The sequence below is a fragment of the Vannielia sp. SX4 genome (assembly GCF_052828525.1).
The window spans coordinates 2,691,638-2,711,999 of record NZ_CM128247.1 but is presented as its reverse complement, the minus strand read 5'-3'; the positions used below and the strand labels follow the sequence as shown (position 1 = coordinate 2,711,999).

At 62.9% G+C, this 20,362-nt stretch carries 17 protein-coding genes and 3 tRNA genes; 15 read left to right on the top strand and 5 right to left on the bottom strand.

What is annotated here, in order from left to right; all coding sequences use genetic code 11:
* Window positions 1-31: 31 nt before the first annotated feature.
* Complete coding sequence (locus ACUXVX_RS13350) at window positions 32-718, bottom strand: hypothetical protein (protein WP_446308685.1); 687 nt, start codon at window positions 716-718, stop codon at window positions 32-34.
* Between the two features lie 207 nt (window positions 719-925).
* Between ACUXVX_RS13350 and ACUXVX_RS13345 the strand changes: the two genes are divergently transcribed.
* Window positions 926-1,783, top strand: a complete 858-nt coding sequence (locus ACUXVX_RS13345; protein ID WP_446308684.1) for a DUF1206 domain-containing protein — start codon at window positions 926-928, stop codon at window positions 1,781-1,783.
* Here the strand turns inward: ACUXVX_RS13345 and ACUXVX_RS13340 are convergent.
* Entirely contained in the window at window positions 1,768-3,201 is a 1,434-nt protein-coding gene (locus ACUXVX_RS13340; protein ID WP_446308683.1) for an MFS transporter, read from the bottom strand. The two genes, ACUXVX_RS13345 and ACUXVX_RS13340, sit on opposite strands and share 16 nt — an antisense overlap.
* A gap of 99 nt (window positions 3,202-3,300) precedes the next feature.
* Between ACUXVX_RS13340 and ACUXVX_RS13335 the strand changes: the two genes are divergently transcribed.
* From ACUXVX_RS13335 to ACUXVX_RS13325, 3 genes are all read left to right on the top strand, one after another.
* Window positions 3,301-3,753 (top strand): HU family DNA-binding protein, encoded by a 453-nt coding sequence (locus ACUXVX_RS13335; protein WP_446308682.1) that lies wholly within the window; start codon window positions 3,301-3,303, stop codon window positions 3,751-3,753.
* A 12-nt stretch (window positions 3,754-3,765) separates the two neighbouring features.
* A tRNA-Val gene (locus ACUXVX_RS13330) sits at window positions 3,766-3,840 on the top strand.
* A gap of 94 nt (window positions 3,841-3,934) precedes the next feature.
* Window positions 3,935-4,010: transfer RNA gene (locus ACUXVX_RS13325), tRNA-Val, on the top strand.
* 43 nt (window positions 4,011-4,053) lie between these two features.
* Here ACUXVX_RS13325 and ACUXVX_RS13320 read toward each other — a convergent pair.
* Window positions 4,054-4,740, bottom strand: a complete 687-nt coding sequence (locus ACUXVX_RS13320; RefSeq protein ID WP_446308681.1) for a GntR family transcriptional regulator — start codon at window positions 4,738-4,740, stop codon at window positions 4,054-4,056.
* A gap of 141 nt (window positions 4,741-4,881) precedes the next feature.
* Between ACUXVX_RS13320 and ACUXVX_RS13315 the strand changes: the two genes are divergently transcribed.
* The 11 genes from ACUXVX_RS13315 to ACUXVX_RS13265 all read left to right on the top strand — a co-directional run bounded on the left by ACUXVX_RS13315 (window position 4,882) and on the right by ACUXVX_RS13265 (window position 17,957).
* Window positions 4,882-6,000 (top strand): sugar ABC transporter substrate-binding protein, encoded by a 1,119-nt coding sequence (locus tag ACUXVX_RS13315; RefSeq protein ID WP_222493339.1) that lies wholly within the window; start codon window positions 4,882-4,884, stop codon window positions 5,998-6,000.
* Window positions 6,001-6,090: 90 nt separating this feature from the next.
* On the top strand, window positions 6,091-7,635 hold the full coding sequence (locus ACUXVX_RS13310) for a sugar ABC transporter ATP-binding protein (RefSeq protein ID WP_446308680.1): 1,545 nt from the start codon (window positions 6,091-6,093) through the stop codon (window positions 7,633-7,635).
* Entirely contained in the window at window positions 7,635-9,719 is a 2,085-nt protein-coding gene (locus ACUXVX_RS13305) for an ABC transporter permease (RefSeq protein WP_446308679.1), read from the top strand. Before ACUXVX_RS13310 ends, ACUXVX_RS13305 begins: the two co-directional genes overlap by 1 nt.
* Window position 9,720: 1 nt before the next feature.
* Window positions 9,721-10,509 (top strand): SDR family oxidoreductase, encoded by a 789-nt coding sequence (locus tag ACUXVX_RS13300; protein ID WP_222493333.1) that lies wholly within the window; start codon window positions 9,721-9,723, stop codon window positions 10,507-10,509.
* A gap of 2 nt (window positions 10,510-10,511) precedes the next feature.
* The gene (locus ACUXVX_RS13295) at window positions 10,512-11,462 is read left to right on the top strand and encodes a 3-hydroxyacyl-CoA dehydrogenase (RefSeq protein WP_446311541.1); all 951 of its coding nucleotides are present in this window, start codon (window positions 10,512-10,514) and stop codon (window positions 11,460-11,462) included.
* Window positions 11,459-12,415 (top strand): 3-keto-5-aminohexanoate cleavage protein, encoded by a 957-nt coding sequence (locus ACUXVX_RS13290; protein ID WP_446308678.1) that lies wholly within the window; start codon window positions 11,459-11,461, stop codon window positions 12,413-12,415. Before ACUXVX_RS13295 ends, ACUXVX_RS13290 begins: the two co-directional genes overlap by 4 nt.
* 30 nt (window positions 12,416-12,445) lie before the next feature.
* Window positions 12,446-13,318, top strand: coding sequence for an SMP-30/gluconolactonase/LRE family protein (locus ACUXVX_RS13285; protein WP_446308677.1), 873 nt, complete (start codon window positions 12,446-12,448; stop codon window positions 13,316-13,318).
* 18 nt (window positions 13,319-13,336) lie between these two features.
* Window positions 13,337-14,215, top strand: a complete 879-nt coding sequence (locus tag ACUXVX_RS13280) for an SMP-30/gluconolactonase/LRE family protein (protein WP_446308676.1) — start codon at window positions 13,337-13,339, stop codon at window positions 14,213-14,215.
* A 234-nt stretch (window positions 14,216-14,449) separates the two neighbouring features.
* A tRNA-Phe gene (locus tag ACUXVX_RS13275) sits at window positions 14,450-14,524 on the top strand.
* An 854-nt stretch (window positions 14,525-15,378) separates the two neighbouring features.
* The gene (locus ACUXVX_RS13270) at window positions 15,379-16,812 is read left to right on the top strand and encodes a UbiA family prenyltransferase (RefSeq protein ID WP_446308675.1); all 1,434 of its coding nucleotides are present in this window, start codon (window positions 15,379-15,381) and stop codon (window positions 16,810-16,812) included.
* Window positions 16,809-17,957 (top strand): acyltransferase family protein, encoded by a 1,149-nt coding sequence (locus ACUXVX_RS13265; protein WP_446308674.1) that lies wholly within the window; start codon window positions 16,809-16,811, stop codon window positions 17,955-17,957. The genes ACUXVX_RS13270 and ACUXVX_RS13265 overlap by 4 nt, the downstream gene beginning before the upstream one ends.
* On the opposite strand, the gene ACUXVX_RS13260 is transcribed toward ACUXVX_RS13265, so the two are convergent.
* Both ACUXVX_RS13260 and ACUXVX_RS13255 read right to left on the bottom strand, forming a co-directional pair.
* The gene (locus ACUXVX_RS13260; protein WP_446308673.1) at window positions 17,926-19,422 is read right to left on the bottom strand and encodes a hypothetical protein; all 1,497 of its coding nucleotides are present in this window, start codon (window positions 19,420-19,422) and stop codon (window positions 17,926-17,928) included. The two genes, ACUXVX_RS13265 and ACUXVX_RS13260, sit on opposite strands and share 32 nt — an antisense overlap.
* 464 nt (window positions 19,423-19,886) lie before the next feature.
* Window positions 19,887-20,237, bottom strand: coding sequence for a hypothetical protein (locus ACUXVX_RS13255; protein WP_446308672.1), 351 nt, complete (start codon window positions 20,235-20,237; stop codon window positions 19,887-19,889).
* Window positions 20,238-20,362 lie beyond the last annotated feature (125 nt).

Below are 20,362 nucleotides of genomic sequence, written 5' to 3'. Positions count from 1 at the left end.
GCTGGGCTTTGAGGCCAAGGCATCGGCGATTTCAGTTGAGACAGCTGCCCCGTTCTATTCCGACATCCCTTATCGCGCCATCGCGTGCATAGACGACCCGCACCCCGGATGCGTTTTGGCGTATGTTCCAGATCCACCGGGACGGGTTGAAGATCGGGTCAACGAACATGTCGTAGAGGCTGCATGACTGTGGAACGCGCTCCGGGAAGGTCGCGCGCAGGATTGTGTGAGCCATTGGTGGCTCGGAGTTCCCCGGGACTGTCGTGATATGAACGCGCATCTCTTGGGCACGAAACCACGCCTCGGTCCTTTCGGAGCTGCCCAGAATATCCGCGATGTAGAACAGGCAGAGCCTGACCTCTTCATCCGATCTGAGAGACGCCCACTTCAAATCCAACAGGTTCAACGTCGTGTCAGAGCCCTCGACCTTGACGAGACAGGCCTCCGCGTTGGGGACCGTCTTGTAGGCATCCTTGATGAAGACATGGTCAAAACTCATTTCCTTTCCAACATATTTGAAAGGAGACGGGTTTTTGAGCTTGGGGTGAGAGACAGGGATCTGGAAGCTGGCGCGCGTTGCCGTGTTTATTGGTGGCGGCGGGGCGCCGGACGACTGGCTTCCGGAGTTGCGCACATAGCTTTGATGCACGCCGAAGGCTGCACCAAGGATGGCGAGGCCTAGAACAACAATCAGGCTAACCCGTAAAGACCTTTTCACCAAGTCACTCCGCATAGAGGTTTGGTTTACCTACGGTTGGCTTTGGGCGTGATCAAGGCGCGGGGATGGCGCGCCTGAACAGGCCGCAAACTGCGTGCCGATGCTCGTGCCAAAATCGTTCGGCGCTCATTCTGACCGTCCGACTTTTGACCCCTGAGGGAACCGGGAGTGGTATGGGCGCGTCCTTTTAGCAAAGGAGGAGTGCCGATGTCTGATACCTGTCCCGCTTGGGTCGTGCCGGTGATGCGGGCGGGATATCTCTCGCGTGCTGTGGTTTACACGGTGGTTGGCGGGCTGGCGCTCGTGGCTGCGGTCGAGGGGCAGGAGGCGGAGGGCACGACCGATGCGCTGGCCGATTTGCAGGCGCATTGGTGGGGCACGCCGCTGCTCTGGCTCATTGCCCTCGGCCTTTGGGCCTACATGGTCTGGCGGCTGGTCGATGCGGCGCTCGACTTTGAGGACTACGGGCGCGATCTGAAGGGCGTGGTGGCGCGGGCCGGGCTGATTGTGACCGGGGTCATTCATGGCGCGATTGGTGTTTCGGTGGCCGGGCTGGCGCTGCGGGGCGGCGATGGCGAGGGCGGGGGCACCCAGAGCATGACCGCGCAGCTGATGGCGATGCCGCTCGGGCCGTGGCTGGTGGGCGCGGTGGGGCTCGTGACCATCGGGGCGGGCGTTTACTACGGCTACAAGGGGATTTCGGAGAAATACAAGGAGCACATCCGGGTCACCGCCACGGCGGAGCGGCTGGACCCGGTGCTGAAGTTCGGCTGCATCGCTCAGGGCGTGGTGATTGCCGTGATCGGGGTGCTGATCTGCTATGCCGCGCTCACTGCCGATCCGCAGGCGGCGGGCGGTGTGGGCGAGGCGCTGGGGCAGATCCGCGCCGCGCCCTTTGGCCGGGTGATGCTCGGTGTGGTCTCGGTTGGGCTGGTTGCCTTTGCGGTGGAGAACGCGGTGGAGGCGATTTACCGGGTCATCCCGCGCTGCGACGGGCCGGATGTGATGACGCTGGCGCGGCAAGCCCGGCAGAAGGCGGAACGCGGGCTTCAGGCAGCGGGCTGAGGGCCGGGCGGGGGCGCATCGGGCTGCGGGCCATCGGCGCTGTGCAGCCTGCGGGCGGCGAGCAGGGCGGCGCAGGCAGTGAGGGTGGCCACGCCCCAGAGCGCGGCGAGCGGCAGGGCAGGGGTGCCGGAGGCCAGCCCGGGGACAAGGCCGGTGGCGCCCGCGATCCATCCGAACAGCCCGGCGCCGGTGGCGAAACCCATCGTTTGCACGGTCGGCATGAAGGAGGCGGTGCGCGGGCGCTCGGCCTCGGCCTCCATGATCAGTTGGTTCGCCGGCCCCCATGAAAAACCGAAGGCCGCGCCGGAGAGCGATTGGCCCAGCAGCACCAGCGGCAGGGTGGCGGTGACAAAGCCTGCGCCCACGCAGGCCGCCCCGGCGATTTGCAGTGCGGGGGCGAAGCGCAGGGCGGCGAGGCGGCGCCGCGCGGGCAGGCGGCCTGCCACCATTGCCCAAAGGCTCCAGTTCAGCGCCATCGTTACCACGACCCAGCCGGTGAGCACGGTGGAGAGGCCGAAGATCACGCGGGTGCAGAGCGCGGTGAAGATCGACGAGACGCTTTGGGCCACCGGCATCAGGAAGATCAGCCAGGTGCCCGCGCCCATCGGCGTGAGGGTGAAGGCCTCGGACGGGAAGAACCGGGGCCGGGGTTTGCGCCGGTCGAGCCATAGCGCGAGGGCGATGAGCAGCAGGCCTGCGGGCAGGCCGAGGGCAGCGCCGGGCGCTTGGGGCAGGGCGGAGGGCAGGGCGAGGATGCCTGCGCCCGCGAGGCAGAGCGCGACGGGGCGCAGCGGGGTGCGGCGCTTGATGACGAAGCTGTCGGCGGCGCGAGCGGGCAGGATGAGCGCGGCGGTCACGAGGAAGGTGAGCGCCAGCGGCAGGCCGGTGAGCATGGCCAGCGGCCAGCCTGCGTGCTCGGTGGCATAGCCCCCGGTGAGCGGGCCCAGCGCGGCGGCGAGCGCCCAGACGGTGGCCTCCACCGCGAAGACCCGCGCCACGATGGTGGCGGCGAAGAGTTGGGGGATGAGGGCGTAGCAGAGTGCGGCGATGACGCCATCGGAGAAGCCCTGAAGCGCCCGGCCGACGGCGAAGGCCAGCCCGGAAGGCGCGGTGGCGGTGAGCAACATGCCCAAGAGGAAGACGCTGGCCGCCCCGAGCGCGGTGGCGCGGGCGCCGATACGGGTGCGGATCTCGGCGCTTGTCACCCCGCCGGCCACTACGCCGATGAAGAAGAGCGCATAGACCAGCGGCAGCATCGGCAGCGCGCCGAGCGCCTCCATCGCCACGGGGATCGAGGCGGAGATCGCCAGATCGTTGAAGGCGTGCATGCCGATCCCGGCGGAGATCGCCAGAACGGGGCCGCGGGTGCCGGGGGCAAGCAGGGCGGGGCCGTGAGAGGGGGGTGCAGTGCGGGTCATGCCGGGCAAGCTGGGGGCTCAACCATGGTTGAGGTCAAGAGCAAGATTGCGCCTGACCGAGGGTTTGCTAGGCTGCGCCCCAAGAGCAGCACGAACCAGATGAGGCATCCGATGGCCGGACCACGCAAGACCACGGGCGGCGGCAAGACCGCGCCCAACCGCAAGACCAACGCGGCGCGGGGAAAAGCCGCTGCCAAGACCGGCGCCAAGACGCCGCCGGTGAAGCTGGTGGAGAACACGCCGAAGCCCGATATCACCGTTGTCACCCCTGCCGAGCCGGTGGTGGCCGAGGGGCTGGTGAAGAAGGTGGCGCTGATCGACAGCGTGGTCGAGGCCACGGGGATGAAGCGCAAGGATGTGAAGCCGGTGGTCGAGGCCACGCTGGCCGAGATCGGCAACATCATCGGCAAGGGCGCGAACATGCAGATCCCCGAACTTGGCAAGCTCATGGTGCACAAGCGCAAAGAGCTGCCGAACGGCGAGATGGTGATGCTGAAACTCCGCCGAAAAACTGTGGCCAAGCCTCTTGCAGAGGACGACGACAACGGCTAAATCGCCCCCCACGGGTGATTAGCTCAGTGGTAGAGCGCTTCGTTCACATCGAAGATGTCAGGAGTTCAAATCTCTTATCACCCACCAGTTTCGGGGCCCCGCCGCTGAAAAGCGCGGGGCCTTTCACTGACACGGGGGCTTGATCCGGGTGCGGATCTCAAGGTAAAGCCCTCGCCGGTCCGGGTCGTTAGCTCAGTTGGTAGAGCGCTTCGTTTACACCGAAGATGTCGGGAGTTCGAGCCTCTCACGACCCACCACCTTCCTACCTGCTAACCCTTACTTGCGCGCAAGGCGACGAGCCTATCCTGGCGCGGCTTTTGCCTTCAGGAGGGTTTCAGCCATCGTGTCGTAGGCGGCGAGGATGTCTTGTGCGAGGGCCTCGGTGGCGCCGGTTGCGTCGCCTTCGCAGATCGCCTTGTGCAGCAGGCGGTGGTGGGTGTTGGAGACCCGCAGATTGCCGCGTTCGCGCAGGGCGTGGAAGTAGGGTCCGACGCGGAGCCAGAAGTTCTCGATGATCTCCAGCAGCAGCGGCGAGCCGCTTTGCCGGTAGATGGTGAAGTGGAACTCGTAGTTGGTGCGGATATGGGCCTTCAGGTCGCGGTTCTGCTCGGCCTTGTCCATCTCCTCCAGCAGCGCGGCGAGGCGGGCCTCGAAGGCGGCATCGCGGTTGGCGATGGCCCAGCGAAGCGCGGTGGACTCGACCTCGATACGGACGTTCTTGAGATCTTCGAAGGCCGCCGGGTCGGGGGTGGGCACGCCGATGGAGCGGCCGGAAATGACGGTGAGCGCCCCGGCCTCCATCAGCCGGGTCAGTGCTTCGCGCACCGGCATCGGGCTGACGTTGAAGGCCTCGGCGATGCTCGCCACGGTGACCGATTCCCCTGGAGCGAGGCCGCCTTCGAGGATCAGTTCGCAGAGTTCGCGGTAGACCTGGTTCTGCAAAGTTTCCTTGCGGAGGGGGCGGGCGCGCCCGGCGAGATTGGCCATGTATGTTACCTTTCAACTGCTTGGCGCACCGGCTTGGCTGCCCCTCTTATCGCAGGTTTCGCGGCGCTTGAAAACGCGATTTGACATTTGATCAAAAATCAGCAATCAAAATGTGGCATGGAGAATTTGGGAGGATTTCTGATGTTCAACAAGACACTCAAGGGGGCGATGACAGCGGCCTCGATGCTGGCGCTTTGCGCCGGTGCTGCCACCGCGCAGGACGAGAAGCACAAGGTTTTCCTGTCGATGAGCTACATCGGCAATGACTGGCAGGCCGAGGCCTCGAATATGGTCAAGGCGATGGCCGCGCATGAGAGCATGGCCGACAAGATCGACCTGCAGGTGCAGGTGGCCGGGCCGAACGCGCAGCGGCAGATCCAGCAGATCAACGCGATGGTGCAATCGGGGGCCGATGCGATCGTGGTCTTTCCGATCTCGCCGACGGCGCTGAACAACGTGGTGAAGAACGCCTGCGACAAGGGCGTGATCGTGATTGCCTATGACGGCGAGATCACCGAGCCCTGCGCCTACAACGTGACCATCGACCAGACCGAGGCCGGCAAGGTGACGGCCGAGTGGCTTGTCGAGGAGATGGGCGGCGAAGGCAAGGTGATGCTGCTCACCGGCGTGCCGGGCACCTCGGTGGATGCGGCCCGGACCGCCGCCGCCAAGGAGGTTTTCGAGGCCGCGGGCGTCGAGGTTGTGGGCGAGGCCGTGGGCATGTGGAGCCAGGCTGTTGCGCGGACCGAACTTTCGAAGTTGATGTCGACCCGCAGCTGGGATGACATCGACGGGCTTTGGTTGCAGGTCGGCTGCTACACCGCCAATGCGATGCAGCTCGAAGCCGGGCGCAGCGCCGAAGAGCTGCTGCCCTGTGCGGGCGAAGGCTCCAACGGCGGGCGCATTCAGATGCTGCCGGCGGGCACCGAGGTAGAGGGTGCATCGGGCGCCTACATGCCGCTCGGCGCGCGCCGGATTTCCTATGCCTCGCCGCCCTATTCGGGCGCGCTGGCGCTGAAGCTGGCGGTTTCGATGCTGGAAGGCGCCGAAGTGCCGAAGCTGACCACGCTGCCGCTGCCGGTGGTGACCAGCGATACGGTGCAGCTGTGCGAGACCGGCTCGTGGGAAGAAATGCGCGACGGCTGCAATGCCTTCCTGCCGTCGATCGTGAGCAACCCCGGCTGGTTTGCCTCGATCTTCTCGGCGGAGACGCCGGAGGTGGGGCTGAACGCGGCCCTCGTCGGCCAGCCGGAACTCTGAGCCGGGCAGGCTGAAAGACAGCCACGCGCCCCGCCGATGCGGCCGGGCGCGTGGCCTGACCATTCGACCCCAAGCAGCAGGCAGGCACAGATGACCCCGGACGACACCAGCAAGCCGCTGATCGAATTGCGCGGCGTGACCAAGGCCTACGGGCCGACCATCGCGAATGACGATGTGAGCTTTGCCGTGCGGGCCGGTTCGGTACATGCCTTGCTGGGCGAGAACGGGGCAGGCAAATCGACCACGATGAAGCTGCTCTCGGGGCTGATCCAGCCGGACCGGGGCGAGATCTTGCTGGACGGGGAACCGCTGGCCTTGGGCAGCGCGCGGGCGGCCCATGCGGCGGGGATACAGACGGCGTTTCAGGAACTGACGCTGATCCCCGATCTCACGGTGCTGGACAACATGATGCTGCCGCGCGGCAGCGTTGGCCCGCTCGGCGTGCTGCGGCGGCGCAGCAGCCGGCAGGAGATCAGGGCATTTCTTGACGGCCTCGATCTGCGGGTCGATCTGGGCGCGCTGGCTTGCGAGCTGGATCTGGCCACGCGGCAGAAGGTGGAGATCGCACGTGCGCTCTATCGCAACCCGCGCATCCTGCTGCTGGACGAGCCGACCTCGGCGCTCTCGGGCGGGGATGTGCAGTGGCTGGGCGATATCATCGCCAAGGCGAAGGCGCGGGGCGTTACGGTGCTGTTCATCTCGCACCGGATGCCGGAGGTGCGGGCGTTTTGCGACCACATGACCATTTTGCGCAACGGCAAGCATATTCGCAGCGGCGCAGTGGAGAGCTTTACCGATGCCGAGGTGGTCGAGTTGATCATCGGGCGCTCGGTTGAAAACACCTTTCCTGCCAAGCCCGACGCGGCGGCGGTGGAGGCCCGTGATCCGGTGCTGGAGGTGCGCGGCCTGAGCGCGGGGCCGAAGCTGCGGGATGTGTCCTTTGTGCTGCGGCCCGGTGAGATCCTTGGCGTGGCGGGGTTGCAGGGGATGGGGCAGAACAGCCTCTTTTCGGCGCTCTTTGGCGAGGAGAGGCTGAAGAGCGGCGAGATCCTTGTGGATGGGGCGCCGGTGCATCTGGCGTCGCCCGCCGATGCGCTGCACCCCTCGGTTGCCATCGGCCTGGTGCCGGAGGAGCGCAAGACGCAGGGGCTGTTTCTGCAATTGAACGGGCGGCTGAACGCCAGCCTGCCGGTGATCGGGCGGTTCCACCGGGGGCCGCTGATTGACGCCGCCCGCGAGAGCCGCGCGACGGCGGAGGCCTTTGACGTGGTCGAGGTGGAAGAGCGGGCGCAATACATGGCGGCCGGGGCGTTCTCTGGCGGGAACCAGCAGAAGATTTCTATCGCCAAGTGGCTGGTGGCGCAGAGCCGCATCCTGCTGCTGTTCGACCCGACGCGGGGCATCGACGTGGGCACCAAACATCAGCTTTACGACATGATGCGCGCCTTCACGGCGGCGGGCGGGGCGATCTTGCTGCATTCGACCGAGATCCCGGAATTGGAATTTCTCTCCGACCGGGTGGCGGTGCTCTACGAGGGCCGGGTCGACCGCTGGCTGGAGGGCGATGCGATCACCGAGGTGGCTATGATGGAGGCGGCGCTGGGTGGCGCCAGCCTGACGACGGGAGCGGCATGATGAACACGCAGAGCATGACGGGCCATCCGCAGGGTTCGATCCCGCGCATCCGGCAGGACCTGCGCCGCCATCAGGCGGTGCTGGTGGCGATTGCGGTCTTTTTTGGCCTCTTCGGGCTGACCAATGCGATCAGCCCCTATCCGCTGACCTATTTCGACGTGTCCTTCATGGCCTCGGGCGGCATGACGCTGGCGCTGGCGGCGATGGGGCAGACGATGGTGATCCTGTCGGGCGGCTTCGACCTTTCGGCGGGGGCGACGGTATCGCTCGTGAACGTGGTGCTGGCGACCCAGATGGACCCAGCGGATTTTGAGGCCAATGTGGCGCTCTGGACGGTCATCGGCATCGGCACGGGTATGGTGGTGGGGGCGTTCAACGGCTTCTTCGTCGCCGTGCTACGGCTTCAGCCGATCGTGGTGACGCTGGCAACCATGTTCATCGTGCAGGGGGTCACGCTGCTGATCATGGACAAGCCGGGGGGCTTTGTCTCTCCCAGCCTCGGGGGCTTTTACCTGGGCGATGCGGTGCCGAACCTGCTGCCGGCCTCGGTGCTGGTGATCGGGGTGGCGGTGCTGTTCTGGGTCTGGCTGAAGAACACGCGCTACGGGGTGTCGCTTTATGCCGTGGGCAGCGACCCGGCGGCGGCGGAAGCGAGCGGGATGCGGCGGATGCTGACCGTGTTCCTGACCTACACCTTTGCGGGCGGGTTCTACGGGCTGGCGGGCGTGTTCGTGAGCGCGCAGACGGGCTCGGGCGACCCGCTGGTGGGCAACTCGCTGCTGCTGCCGATGTTTGCCGCCGTCGTGATCGGCGGCACCCGACTGGGCGGCGGCAGGGGCGGGCTGCTGGGCACGGTCTTTGGCGCCTATATCCTGATGATCGTGGTCAACATGCTGCTGACGCTGAACATCTCGGCCTATTACTCGACCATCGCGGAAAGCTGCGTGCTGCTGGCGGCGGTGCTGGCGGGCTCGATGTCGAAGGACTCGCCCTTGGCGCAGAAGCTTCAGGCGGCGGGCGATTACCTGCGGGCGCGGCGGGGTGGGCTGCTGGTGTCGCAGCGCGAGCAGGTGGATAGGCGATTGCCGTTCTCCGCCCCGGCGGGTGGCGCGCGGGTGGCGCAGGCCCGGCCGGCGAGCTGGTGGAAGGCCAATGCCTCGACCCTGCGCTACGCGCTGCCGGCCTATGGCGCGCTGCTACTGGTGCTGATCGTGACCCAAGTGACGCTTGGCAATGTGTTCAACAACTTCGGCTATTGGAACACGCTTCTGGTGCTCTCGGCCTTCCTCGCGATCCTGGCTTTGGGGCAGGGCGCGGTGATCTTGACCGGGGGGCTGGACCTTTCGGTGCCGTGGACCATCGCGCTCTCGGGTATTCTGGTGGCTGGCGTGGTGCAGGGCTCGGATGCGGCGCTGGTCTATGCGGTGCCGCTGGTGCTGGGCGTCGCGGTGGCGATCGGGTTTTTGAACGGGCTGGGGATCGTGGCGCTTGGCCTCTCGCCCATCGTGGTGACGCTGGCGATGAACGGGCTGCTGCAGGGCGCGGCGCTGCTGTGGTCGGACGGGACGCCTGCGGGCTTTGCCGCCCCGGCGCTGCGCTGGATCATGACCGGCAAGCTGCTCGGCGTAACCCCGGTGATCCCGCTGCTGGCGCTCTTCATCATCGGCGCGGTGCTGATGCTGGGGCACACGGCTTTCGGGCGGCGGATCTACGCGCTCGGCAACAGCGAGGAGGCGGCGCGGCTTTCGGGCGTGAAGACCGGGCGGGTGCTGATCTCGGTTTACATTCTCTCGGCGCTCTGCGCGGCCTTGGTGGGCATTCTGCTCACCGGGTTCTCGGGGCAGGCGAGCCTTGGGATGGGCGACGATTACCTGCTGCCCTCCATCGCTGTGGTCGTGGTGGGCGGGGCGCTGATCACCGGCGGGCGCGGGCATTACATGGGCATGTTCGGCGGCGCGCTGCTGCTGACGGCGATGCAGATGCTGCTGGCGGGCACCTCGCTGCCCTATGCCTTCCGCTCGGTGTTCTTCGGGTTTGTCATACTGGCGGCGGTGATAGCGCTGCGCGATAGGAAAGGTGGTTGATATGGAGCAGAGCGGAGGGTTCCCCGGCCTTGAGGGCAAGCGGGTTGCGATCTCGGCTGGAGCAGGCGGCATTGGCCTTGCGATTGCGCGGGTGCTGCACCGGAACGGCGCGAAGCTGGCGATCTGCGATGTGGACGAGGCGGCGCTGAAGGCGGCCTCAGCGGAGCTGGGCGATTGCCTCGCGCTGCGCTGCGACGTGTCGGACGAGGGGCAGGTGGATGCCTTCTTCGATGCCATTGAGGCGCAGCTTGGCGGGCTGGATGCACTGGTGGCCAATGCGGGCATCGCTGGCCCCACAGGCAAGGTCGATGAGCTGGACCCGGCGGAGTGGCGGCGTTGCCTCGATATCGGGCTGACCGGGCAGTTCCTGTGCGCCCGCCGGGCGGTGCCGATGATCCGCGCGGCCGGAGGCGGGGCGATCATCCACATGGGGTCCGCCGCATCGAAGCACGGCTACGCCTATCGCACCCCCTATTCGGCGGCAAAGTTCGGGGTGATCGGGCTGATGCAGTCACTCGCCAAGGAGCTGGGGCCGGAGAACATCCGCGTCAACGCGATCCTGCCGGGCATCGTGGACGGGCCACGCATGGAGGGCGTGATCCGCGATCGGGCGGCGCAGAAGGGCGTCTCTTACGCGGAGATGGAGGCGGAATACCTCAAGAATGTGTCGCTGCGCCGGATGGTGAGCATGGAGGATGTGGCGGCCAGCGCGGCGATGCTGCTCTCGGACCACGGGCGCAACCTGTCGGGCCAGTCGCTCGCCGTTGACGGAAACGTGGAGACGCTTTGACCATGGCGCGGGGGAGGATCACCATCGTCGGCGCCGGGCTGATCGGGCGGGCCTGGGCCGTGGCCTTTGCGCGGGGTGGCTGCGATGTGACGGTCTGGGACGGCGCGCCGGAAGTGTTGGCGCGCTTTGGCGGCCTTGCCGAAGAGATGGCGGACGGGCTGGAAGAGGCCGGGCTGCTGGAGGAGCCAGCGGCGGCGGTGCTGGCGAGGATCACCACCGAGCCGGACCTCGCAACCGCGCTGGCGGGCTGTGACATGGTGCAGGAGAGCCTTCCGGAAGAGCTTGCGATCAAGCGCGAGATCTTCGCCCGGCTCGATGCGCTGGCCCCGGCGGATGCGGTTCTGTCCAGCTCCTCCTCGGCGCTGCTGCCCTCGGCCATTTCCGAAGGGCTGGAGGGGCGGGTGCGCTGCATGGTCTGCCATCCGCTGAACCCGCCCTACCTGATCCCGGCGATCGAGATCGTGCCTGCGCCATGGACCGCGCCCGAGGCGCTGGCGAAGGCGGAGGCGCTGATGCGCGGCATCGGGCAGGCGCCCATCGTAATGGGCAAGGAGATCGACGCCTTCGTGATGAACAGGCTGCAAGGCGCGTTGCTGAAGGAGGCCTTCGACCTCGTCGGCGGCGGCTATGCCACGCCGGAGGAGATCGACATTTCGATCCGGGACGGGCTGGCGATGCGGTGGGCGGTGGTCGGCCCCTTTGAGACCATCGACCTGAACGCCCCCGGCGGGGTGCGCGACTACGTGGAGCGCTATGCGGGCATCTACGAGGCGCTGCCAGAGAGCGCCCCGCCTGCCACCAGCTGGCGCGGCGCGGTGCTTGATCGGGTTGAGGCGGAGCGCCGGGCGGCGCTGCCGCTGGAGGATATCCCCGCGCGCCAGCATTGGCGCGACCGGGGCCTGATGGAACTTGCGGCGTTGAGACACGCCCGGAACAGGGAGAATAGCAAATGAGCGCGGGCAGAGCGGGAGCGGACCTTCAGAAGGACAAGGTGATCATCACCTGTGCGATCACCGGGGCGATCCATACGCCCTCGATGTCGCCCCATCTGCCGGTGACGGCGGATGAGATCGTTGAGCACGCGCTGGCCGCGGCGGAGGCGGGCGCGGCGATCTTGCACCTGCACGCCCGCGACCCGGAGACCGGCAAGCCGGACCAGTCGCCAGAGGGGTTCGAGCCCTTCCTCGGCCGGATCAAGCAGAGCACCGATGCGGCGCTGAACATCACCACCGGCGGCAGCCCGTTCATGACCGTGGAGGAGCGGGTGCGCCCGGCGGCGCAGTTCCGTCCAGAGGTGGCCTCGCTCAACATGGGGTCGATGAACTTTGGGCTCTACCCGATGCTGGAGCGCTACAAGGAGTTCAAGCATGACTGGGAGCGGGAGGCGCTGGAGGCCTCGCGGGGGCTGATCTTTCGCAACAGCTTTGCCGATATCGAATACGTCATGCAGGAGTGCTACGGCAACGGCACGCGCTTTGAGTTCGAGTGCTACGACATCTCGCATCTCTACAACCTCGCCCACTTTGCCGACCGGGGGCTCGCGAAGCCGCCGTTCTTCGTGCAGTCGGTCTTTGGCCTGCTGGGCGGGATCGGGGCGCACCCCGAGGACGTGGCGCACATGAAGCGCACTGCCGACAGGCTGTTTGGCGCTGATTACCGCTGGTCGGTGCTCGGCGCGGGGGCCGGGCAGATGCGGATCGCCGCGCAGGCCGCCGCGATGGGCGGCAACGTGCGCGTGGGGCTGGAAGACAGCCTTTGGGCCGGCAAGGGCCGGCTGGCGGAATCGAACGCTGAGCAGGTGCGGATGGTGCGCGGCATCATCGAAGGGCTGGGCAAGAGCGTGGCCACGCCGGACGAGGCGCGCGAGATCCTTGAACTCAAGGGCGGCGATCAGGTGGGTTTCTGATCGAGCACGGGCAGGGGAGGGCGTTTGGAGATGCTTCGGATAGAACAATTGGTGCAGGAGCCGGACAGGCTTGGCGAGGGGCCGCTCTGGGATGTGCGGGAGCAGCGGTTTTACTGGATCGACAGCTACGGCCCGGCGGTGAAGAGCTGCGACGCGGCGGGCGGCGACATCAAGCGCTGGCCGCTGCCGCAGCCGGTGGGGTCAATGGCGCTGCGCGAGGGTGGCGGGGCGGTGCTGGCACTGCGCGACGGCTTTCACTTTCTGGACTTCGAGAGCGGCGAGACCGAGCTGATCCACGCCACCCAGCCGGGCGAGCTGCGCCCGCGGCTGAACGATGGCAAGGTGGACCGGCGCGGGCGGTTCATTGCGGGCTCGATGGACTACGAGGAGCGCGACCCGGTGGGCAAGCTCTTCCGGCTCGACCCGGACCTCTCGGTGCATCTTCTGGAGGAGGGCATCACCTGCTCCAACGGGCCGTGCTGGAGCCCGGATGACAGCACTTTCTACTTTGCCGATACCACGCCGGGGCTGATCTATGCCTATGGCTACGACATCGAGACCGGCAGCCTGACCTCGCGTCGGATCTTCGCCAGCTTCGAGGGGCTGCGCGGCTACCCGGACGGCGCGACGGTGGACGAAGAGGGCTACCTCTGGTCGGCCGAGGTCTACTCAGGCCGGCTGATCCGGTTTGACCCGGAGGGCGTGGTGGACCGGATCGTGGGGCTGCCGGTGCAATCGACCACCAGCATCACCTTTGGCGGGCCGGATCTGGACATTGCCTATGTGACCTCGATGGCGCGGCCGATGGGCGGGCAATACCACAAGGAGCGGGAGGCGGGCGCCGTCTTCGCCATTCACGGATTGGGCGTGCGCGGCATCGAAGAGCCGCGCTTCGCAGGATAAACAGGGAGACAAGACGCCATGAAGATCGACGTGCTGATAGACGTGAAGACCACCCTCGGCGAAGGGCCGATCTGGGATGTGGAACAGCAGCGGCTCTACTTCATCGACTCGATGGATGGCCGGGTGTTTCGCTGCACCGAAACCGGCGGCGAGGTGCGGGCCTGGGACGTGCCGGGCAAGATTGGCTCGATGGCGCTGCGCAAGGATGGCAACGGCGCGATTGTGGCGCTGCAGAACGGCTTTCATCTGCTCGATTTCGAGACCGGCGATTGCGAGCTGCTGCATGACCCGGAGCCAGGTATGCCGGAGACCCGGCTGAACGACGGCAAGGCCGACCGGCGCGGGCGGTTCTTCGCAGGCTCGATGGACACCGGAGAGGACAGCCCCGCAGGGTCGCTCTACCGGGTGGACCCGGACTTCAGCGTGACCAAGGTGGATGAGGGGATCGTCTGCTCCAACGGCCCCTGCTTCAGCCCCGATGACAAGACCTTCTACTTTCAGGACACGTGGTCGGGCGAGATCTGGGCCTATGACTACGACATCGGGAGCGGCGCGCTCTCCAACCGCCGCACCTTCGCCAAGGTGGACGGCGCGAACGGCGGCGCGGCGGACGGCTCGACGGTGGATGCCGAGGGCTACCTGTGGAATGCGCTGGTCTATGACAGCAAGATCGTCCGCTACGCGCCTGATGGCACGGTGGACCGGGTGATCGAAATGCCGGTAAAGAAGGTCACCAGCATGAACTTCGGCGGCCCGGATATGGATGTGCTCTACGTCACCTCGATGGCCAAACCGCCGCTGCCGCGCTTCCCCGGAGACGGGCCGCTGAGAGGCAGCGTGTTTGCGATCACCGGCCTGGGGATCAAGGGCGTACCGGAGCCGCGCTTCGGCGCGTGAGGCGGGCAGGGGGCGGGTTTGTGGCCGCTCTTCGCCTATGTGTTGAGGTGCTGTGGCAGCCGCAGAGGGCGGGGTCGCAGAGTGGCGATTTCGGGGCCGGAATGCCCCGGAGTCGGCGGCAGAGTAGGGGGCAGGCACAAGCCGTGCGATTTCTGCGTTTTACCCCCTTGCAAACCCCCCGGCAGGGCCGTAGAACCGCGCCACCCTGAGGGGCGGCCCAGCCGCTTCTCCCGTGCCCGGGTAGCTCAGGGGTAGAGCAGTGGATTGAAAATCCTCGTGTCGGTGGTTCGATTCCGCCCCCGGGCACCATAAAAACCGAAAACTTGGACCTCCTTTAGTTCAGAGAAGTGAAGTATAGTTTTTCTTTGTGCGATTAGGCCGAACTATGCGGCTGTCGCGTGTGGATTTTGCGCTCTTCGGGGCTACTGACCCGTCCCGCTAAGCGGACCATTAACGTTTCGATGTTTACTCCGGTTTGATACGGGGTAGTGCGCAAACACAGCCAACGTTTTGAAACCGTAAGTGCGCTCCGCTGTGGGCATGTCGGTTCCCGCGTGAACCGGATGCGTAGTCGTCGCTTTGTTAAGTGTATGCGGGGAAATCTGTTCAGGATCAGCACCTGTCGGCCCGATTCCGGACCGTCGAAGAGCTGCTTACATGGCAATGGAGGCCGTCGCATAGGTTCGCGGTGACGAATGGGCGCTTACTTTTGTCGACCGGTCAGCGATTATGCCTCGTTCGGTCGGCAGATCGGCCGTGTCCTTCTAAGATGGCGAGTACCGCAGGAACGTGCGAACGGCGCAAAGGGTGTTGATCGGCGGAAAACGGTGGGGTTTGAACAGGTTCTAGCGGGACGCGCGCGTACCTCAGTTTCTGGTCAGCCTCAGGTGGAGAGCATGGTGATGCAATAGTACTCACTCCAGCTCTTCGGCCTAGACGCAGGATGCCTTCCTCTGGAGATGGATCAGATAAGTGGTTTCAGTTCGCAGGGAACGATGAAAATGCCCCCCTGAAAACTATGGGCTTTCAAGAGAGGTTTCGATGAGGCGGAGCGCTGTGGCCTCTACTTGCAATAGAATCGAACCTATGCTTCCCTTTCGATAGGGATTTAAGGCGTTTCTTGTATTTTTTGACCAGCTCTCGGGAAGCTTGCATTGATGACATTGAGGTACGACAGCAGCTCGCCGGTGTTGGTGGTTGACTTGGACGGTACACTCATTCGATCTGATATTTTGTACGAAACGCTGTGGTCCGGTGTGTCGCGTGACTGGACTATCCCGTTTCGGGCGGCGCAAAGCCTGAGTATTGGGCGCGCTGCATTGAAAGCGATGCTGGTGAGACGATCTCGGGTCGATGTTACGACCCTGCCCTACAACGACACCGTCCTTGCCACGGTGCGGGCTTGGCGAGATGCCGGCGGGGCAACAGCGCTCGTCACCGCATCCGACCAGGCACTGGCAAATGAAATCGGCGCGCATCTCGATCTCTTTGATGAGGTTCACGGCTCAACAGTGGACCACAACCTAAAAGGTTCCAACAAAGCTGCCTTTTTGAGCGAACATTTTTCTAATACCGGGTTTCACTATATTGGAGATCACAAGGTAGATTTACCGGTTTGGAAAAAGGCCAAGAAGGCTTTTACGGTGAATGCATCGCCGCGCCTCCGCCATGCAGTCGAGGAAGTCAGTGCGGATTTTGAGCATCTGGTGGATCGGCCGCCTGCGGCGCGACACTATTTCCAGGCGTTGCGTTCGCATCAATGGGTGAAAAACGTCTTGATATTTCTGCCAATGATGGCCGCGCACGAAACGGCCACCGCAACATTGCTCCAATCAATGCTGGCCTTTGTCGCCTTTTGTATGGTTGCCTCCAGTGTCTATGTTATGAACGACTTACTGGATCTTTCAGCAGATCGGGTCCATTCGCACAAGAAGAAACGACCATTCGCGGCAGGCAACGTTCCGATCGCAGATGGAACATGGCTGATGATTGGATTACTTGCGGGGGGGCTACTGTGTTCAGCTTTTCTGGGGCTGTCGTTTTTTTTGGTTCTGATGCTGTATTTCGGACTGACAACGCTGTATTCTCTCAGCCTAAAACGCAAGCTAATCGTCGACATATGTACGCTAGCTGCACTTTATACGATGCGCATTATAGCGGGTGGGGCGGCCACCGGCATACCGTTGACGGTTTGGCTGCTTGCCTTCTCGATGTTCTTGTTTTTTGCACTGGCGGCGGTCAAACGTCAGGCCGAACTGATCGAAAACATAGCTCAGGGCAAAGTCGGCGCGGCTGGTCGAGGCTATCACGTAGATGACCTGTCGATCATTCAGAATATGGCGATCTCATCGGGGTTCGTTTCGGTTCTAGTACTGGTCCTTTATGTGAACTCGGATGACGTGAACGCGCTGTATTCTGCGCCCTATTTTCTGTGGGGTATCGCATTGGTGCTGCTGTATTGGGTGGCACGTATGGTGATGATGGCCCATCGAGGCCGGATGCATCACGATCCGATTGTCTACGCAGTCAAGGACAAGGTAAGCCGTTCTTGCATTCTGATTATCCTGGGGCTGTTGCTGGCGGCATCAGTACTATGACAACCCCCCCGCATTCTAAGAACGACGCTATTCAGGGCCTGCGCGGTGTCGCGGCTCTATCGGTTATCTTGTTTCACTGGTCCTTCCTCTTCTTCGGTTGGGCTGGTGTTTGGGTTTTCTTCGTGATCTCAGGTTATGTGATCACTCTGTCACTTATCCGGCTGCAACAGACCACAGCCACGACCAAATCTAAGCTGGCCACCTTTTATCGGCGCCGCGCTTGGCGCATATTGCCGCTCTATTTTGCCGTTATCCTTGCTGGTGCGCTTGTCCTGTTTGCGGAGGCACCCGATGGCAGCCGTCTGTGGGACTTGCGGACGACTTTTCTGGCCTTGCTGACCGCCACGGTGAATTTTTATCGCATGTCCCCGAATTACGAAGTGAATTTCATCTTCGATCATTTCTGGAGTCTTTCGATTGAAGAACACTTCTACATCCTGATGCCGATTGTCTTCCTCTGCGTTCGGCGGGCCAGGATGTTACAATTCCTGATCGCGTGGCTGGCCCTGTCGCCGCTGATCCGCATAGGGCTGTCGATGCTCTACACTGATGAGTTAGCGGGGGAACTGGTCTATCAATTCTCGGCAAGCCATTTTGACGCATTTTCCCTTGGCGCATTGGTCGCGGTGTTTGAACGACCGATCTGCGAGCGAAAGTGGAATGCGCAACTCCTGCTTTGCATTGTGGTCCTGATCGGTGCCGGATGGATCATTCTATCCGCACAAAGCCTGTCCATTCGCGAGATCCTAAGATATTCTCGCGGATCATTCTGGATCAACACTTCAGGAGGACTACGCCCCCTGATGACATATGCGTTCCTCGCGTATGGCTCGACCGCCATCATCATGTGCATTCTTGAGGAACGAAAATGGATTGTCTCGCCCCTGCGCTGGCGGTTGATTGTCTATAGTGGTAACCTGTCATACGGTCTGTATCTGATCCACATCCCTCTGCAATACCTCTTTAATAAGGTGTTGGGGCCGACTTATGAATTGCCGATTGAGCAGCGGTTGCTGGTTTTCGTTCCCTACATAATCCTGCTCTATGCCATCGCGCATTTGAGCTACAGATACTTTGAGGTGCCGTTGCAGCACCGGGCATCAGGTGACGCGCTTATTCCACCGCATAAAGGTGCCACTGGCTGAACTGCCGCTGATAGGTCAACCACTGTAACCCATCGGCAAGTTGTTTTCGGTCACGATCCCGAACCAAGACAAAGCCGATATTTTGAGCCTTCAGTACCGCAGTGCCATTGGCAAAGTCGGTTTTTACAGTGACATACTGATCGTAAATCGCTTTCCCCTCGTTGTCCGAGGCATTTTGCCAGAACGTGCTTTGCCCAACGTAAAGCGCGATCCCGATTGGGTCCGAGCCGGTTGAATAGATCATTTCCTCAGGCTGGTTCACGGCGACGACCAGATGCAGAAAGTCCACATCGTCGACGTCGATCAACAGTGTCGTATCTTTCGCGCCGAGGTCGCCGAGGGCTGCGCGCAATCCTAAGATTTCAGCACCGAAAGCCGTAGGATGCGAGACCGTTGATCGCACAATCTTCCAACTGTCATAAATCAGCCCTATGGATGCCACAGCTGCGAAAACAGGCAACGCGACCCGTGCGAACTGTCCCAGCTTGCTCGCGGCCCAAACCAGCGCATAGGCCGTGAAAGGGATCAATAGGGACGTCCAAGCGCCAGCGATGCGCCAAGGTGCAGCCAGCGGGTTACTTTGACTGACAATCGCCGCCCCGGTCGCTAGGACAAGGCCCAAGGCACTTACGAAGATCATGAAGCGCACCGATCTGTCTGTGACGAACAATGCCAATGCTGCGAAGGCACCCACGAGCAGGACGGTGTCCGCGAAATCGCGGATAAAAGCAGAGAGATGGGAGTTCTTGATGACCACGGCCATATCGGTAGCGGCGGCGGCATTCTGGTCACGGGCCGCGGTGATACCGCTCAGATCGCCAAAGTGAAAAATTGACAAACCAATCCAGAGGACCGGGAAGGCGCAGGCTATCATGGTGCCCTTTAGGAATGGTCCCCAACCGATCGGGCGCGACCAAAGCTGCATGAAGCCCGTGCTCAACACGAAAGCTGCGCAAATGAACCACCCTTCAAACCGTACCGTGCTTGACAACATGAACATTAAGGCAGCCACCATGAATGCCTTCGCCGCGCCTGACCGGCTATAGCGCACGACTGCAGTGCAGCCCGCCAGGACGAAGAAGTTGAAGAAAATCTCCGACATTGGCGCGACGGACAGAAGCAGCCGATGGTGCAAGAAGATACCCAATATGGCCGCAATCAGGACGATCAAGCGATTTTCAAATATCTGCCAGGCAAGGTTGGCCATACAGATCAGACTCATTAAGCCAAAGGTCGTTGCTATCAGGCGTGGTGTGTAAAAGAGATCGGGATAAATTTTGTAGCCCAACCCGACAATAAGTTCGTAAAACGGTGGCCAGATATATGGGACAAAAAGCGTATCCCATGATAGTTCTCGGGCGATCAGTGCACGGGCACTTTCATCTGCAGAAGCCGCGACAAATCCGCGTTCGACCAGAACGTATTGGAACGACAGACTGACCAGGCAGCAAGCAAGAACAGCCATAAAAAGATGACGCCGGGAGAGCGTGTAAATCTCTGGTCGCATGGCGTTCGCCTCACTCTTCCGTTCTGGCCTGGCACCAAGGTGAGAGGCTCCTTCGCTTAAACGCAGCCTCCGGTAAGCTGCCAGTGAACAGCTTAATCAGCACCCAGACAGATTTCACATAGATGACAACAAGCTTCTTTAAGTCAGCACCGCCAGTTGCCCGACCGACCTGATCGGGCTGGGCCGTCAGCCTGTTATCTGTGAGGTTTAGATCATTTGTTGCGACCATGTTCGGTAAAATCATGTGCGCTGACGGGAAGGTCAATGCGCAAAGATATGACGGTTAAATCCACCTCCATAGTGGCAGCGCCACGCGCGGCTAGCTGCTTTGGCGGCAATGGCATGGGCAACGGCCTGTCCGATGTCGGACCGTGCATCTAAAATCAATACAGTGCGGTTAGTCACAGGGCCAGCCTATCAGGTCAAAGGAAAGAGAAACGGGTCGTCGAGCCTATGGTGGTTTGTATCTTTGTGAGCGAATCAGTGCGAGGAGCGGACTGGCGCAGGGTCGCAACCGTCATCATGCTATCCATAGCTAGATAAAAACGCTCCTGATGTGCGATGCTGATTTCGTCCAGTTTCTGCACGAGCGTTAAAGGCCTGCGGTTGATAGAAAGACCAAGGGCAAGCATATAGAAGGGTACCGGGAATGAAGACGGTCCATCCTGTCTTCCAGACCGTTTCAGCGCCGCCAGGAACGAGCCAAATTTGGCTCCGGATGTTTCGAGCAGAAAGGCTCGAATACGATCAAATGATGTCCCGAGAGGAACCACACATCGCGCTCTTGCCAAAGGCGCGGTCGTTGTCCCGCGGGAAGCAGTGCCCTATAGCGATTAGAGCCCAAGCATCGGTGAATGACTCGGGCGCGGCAAGACGACCTTCATGTGATGGTAATTGT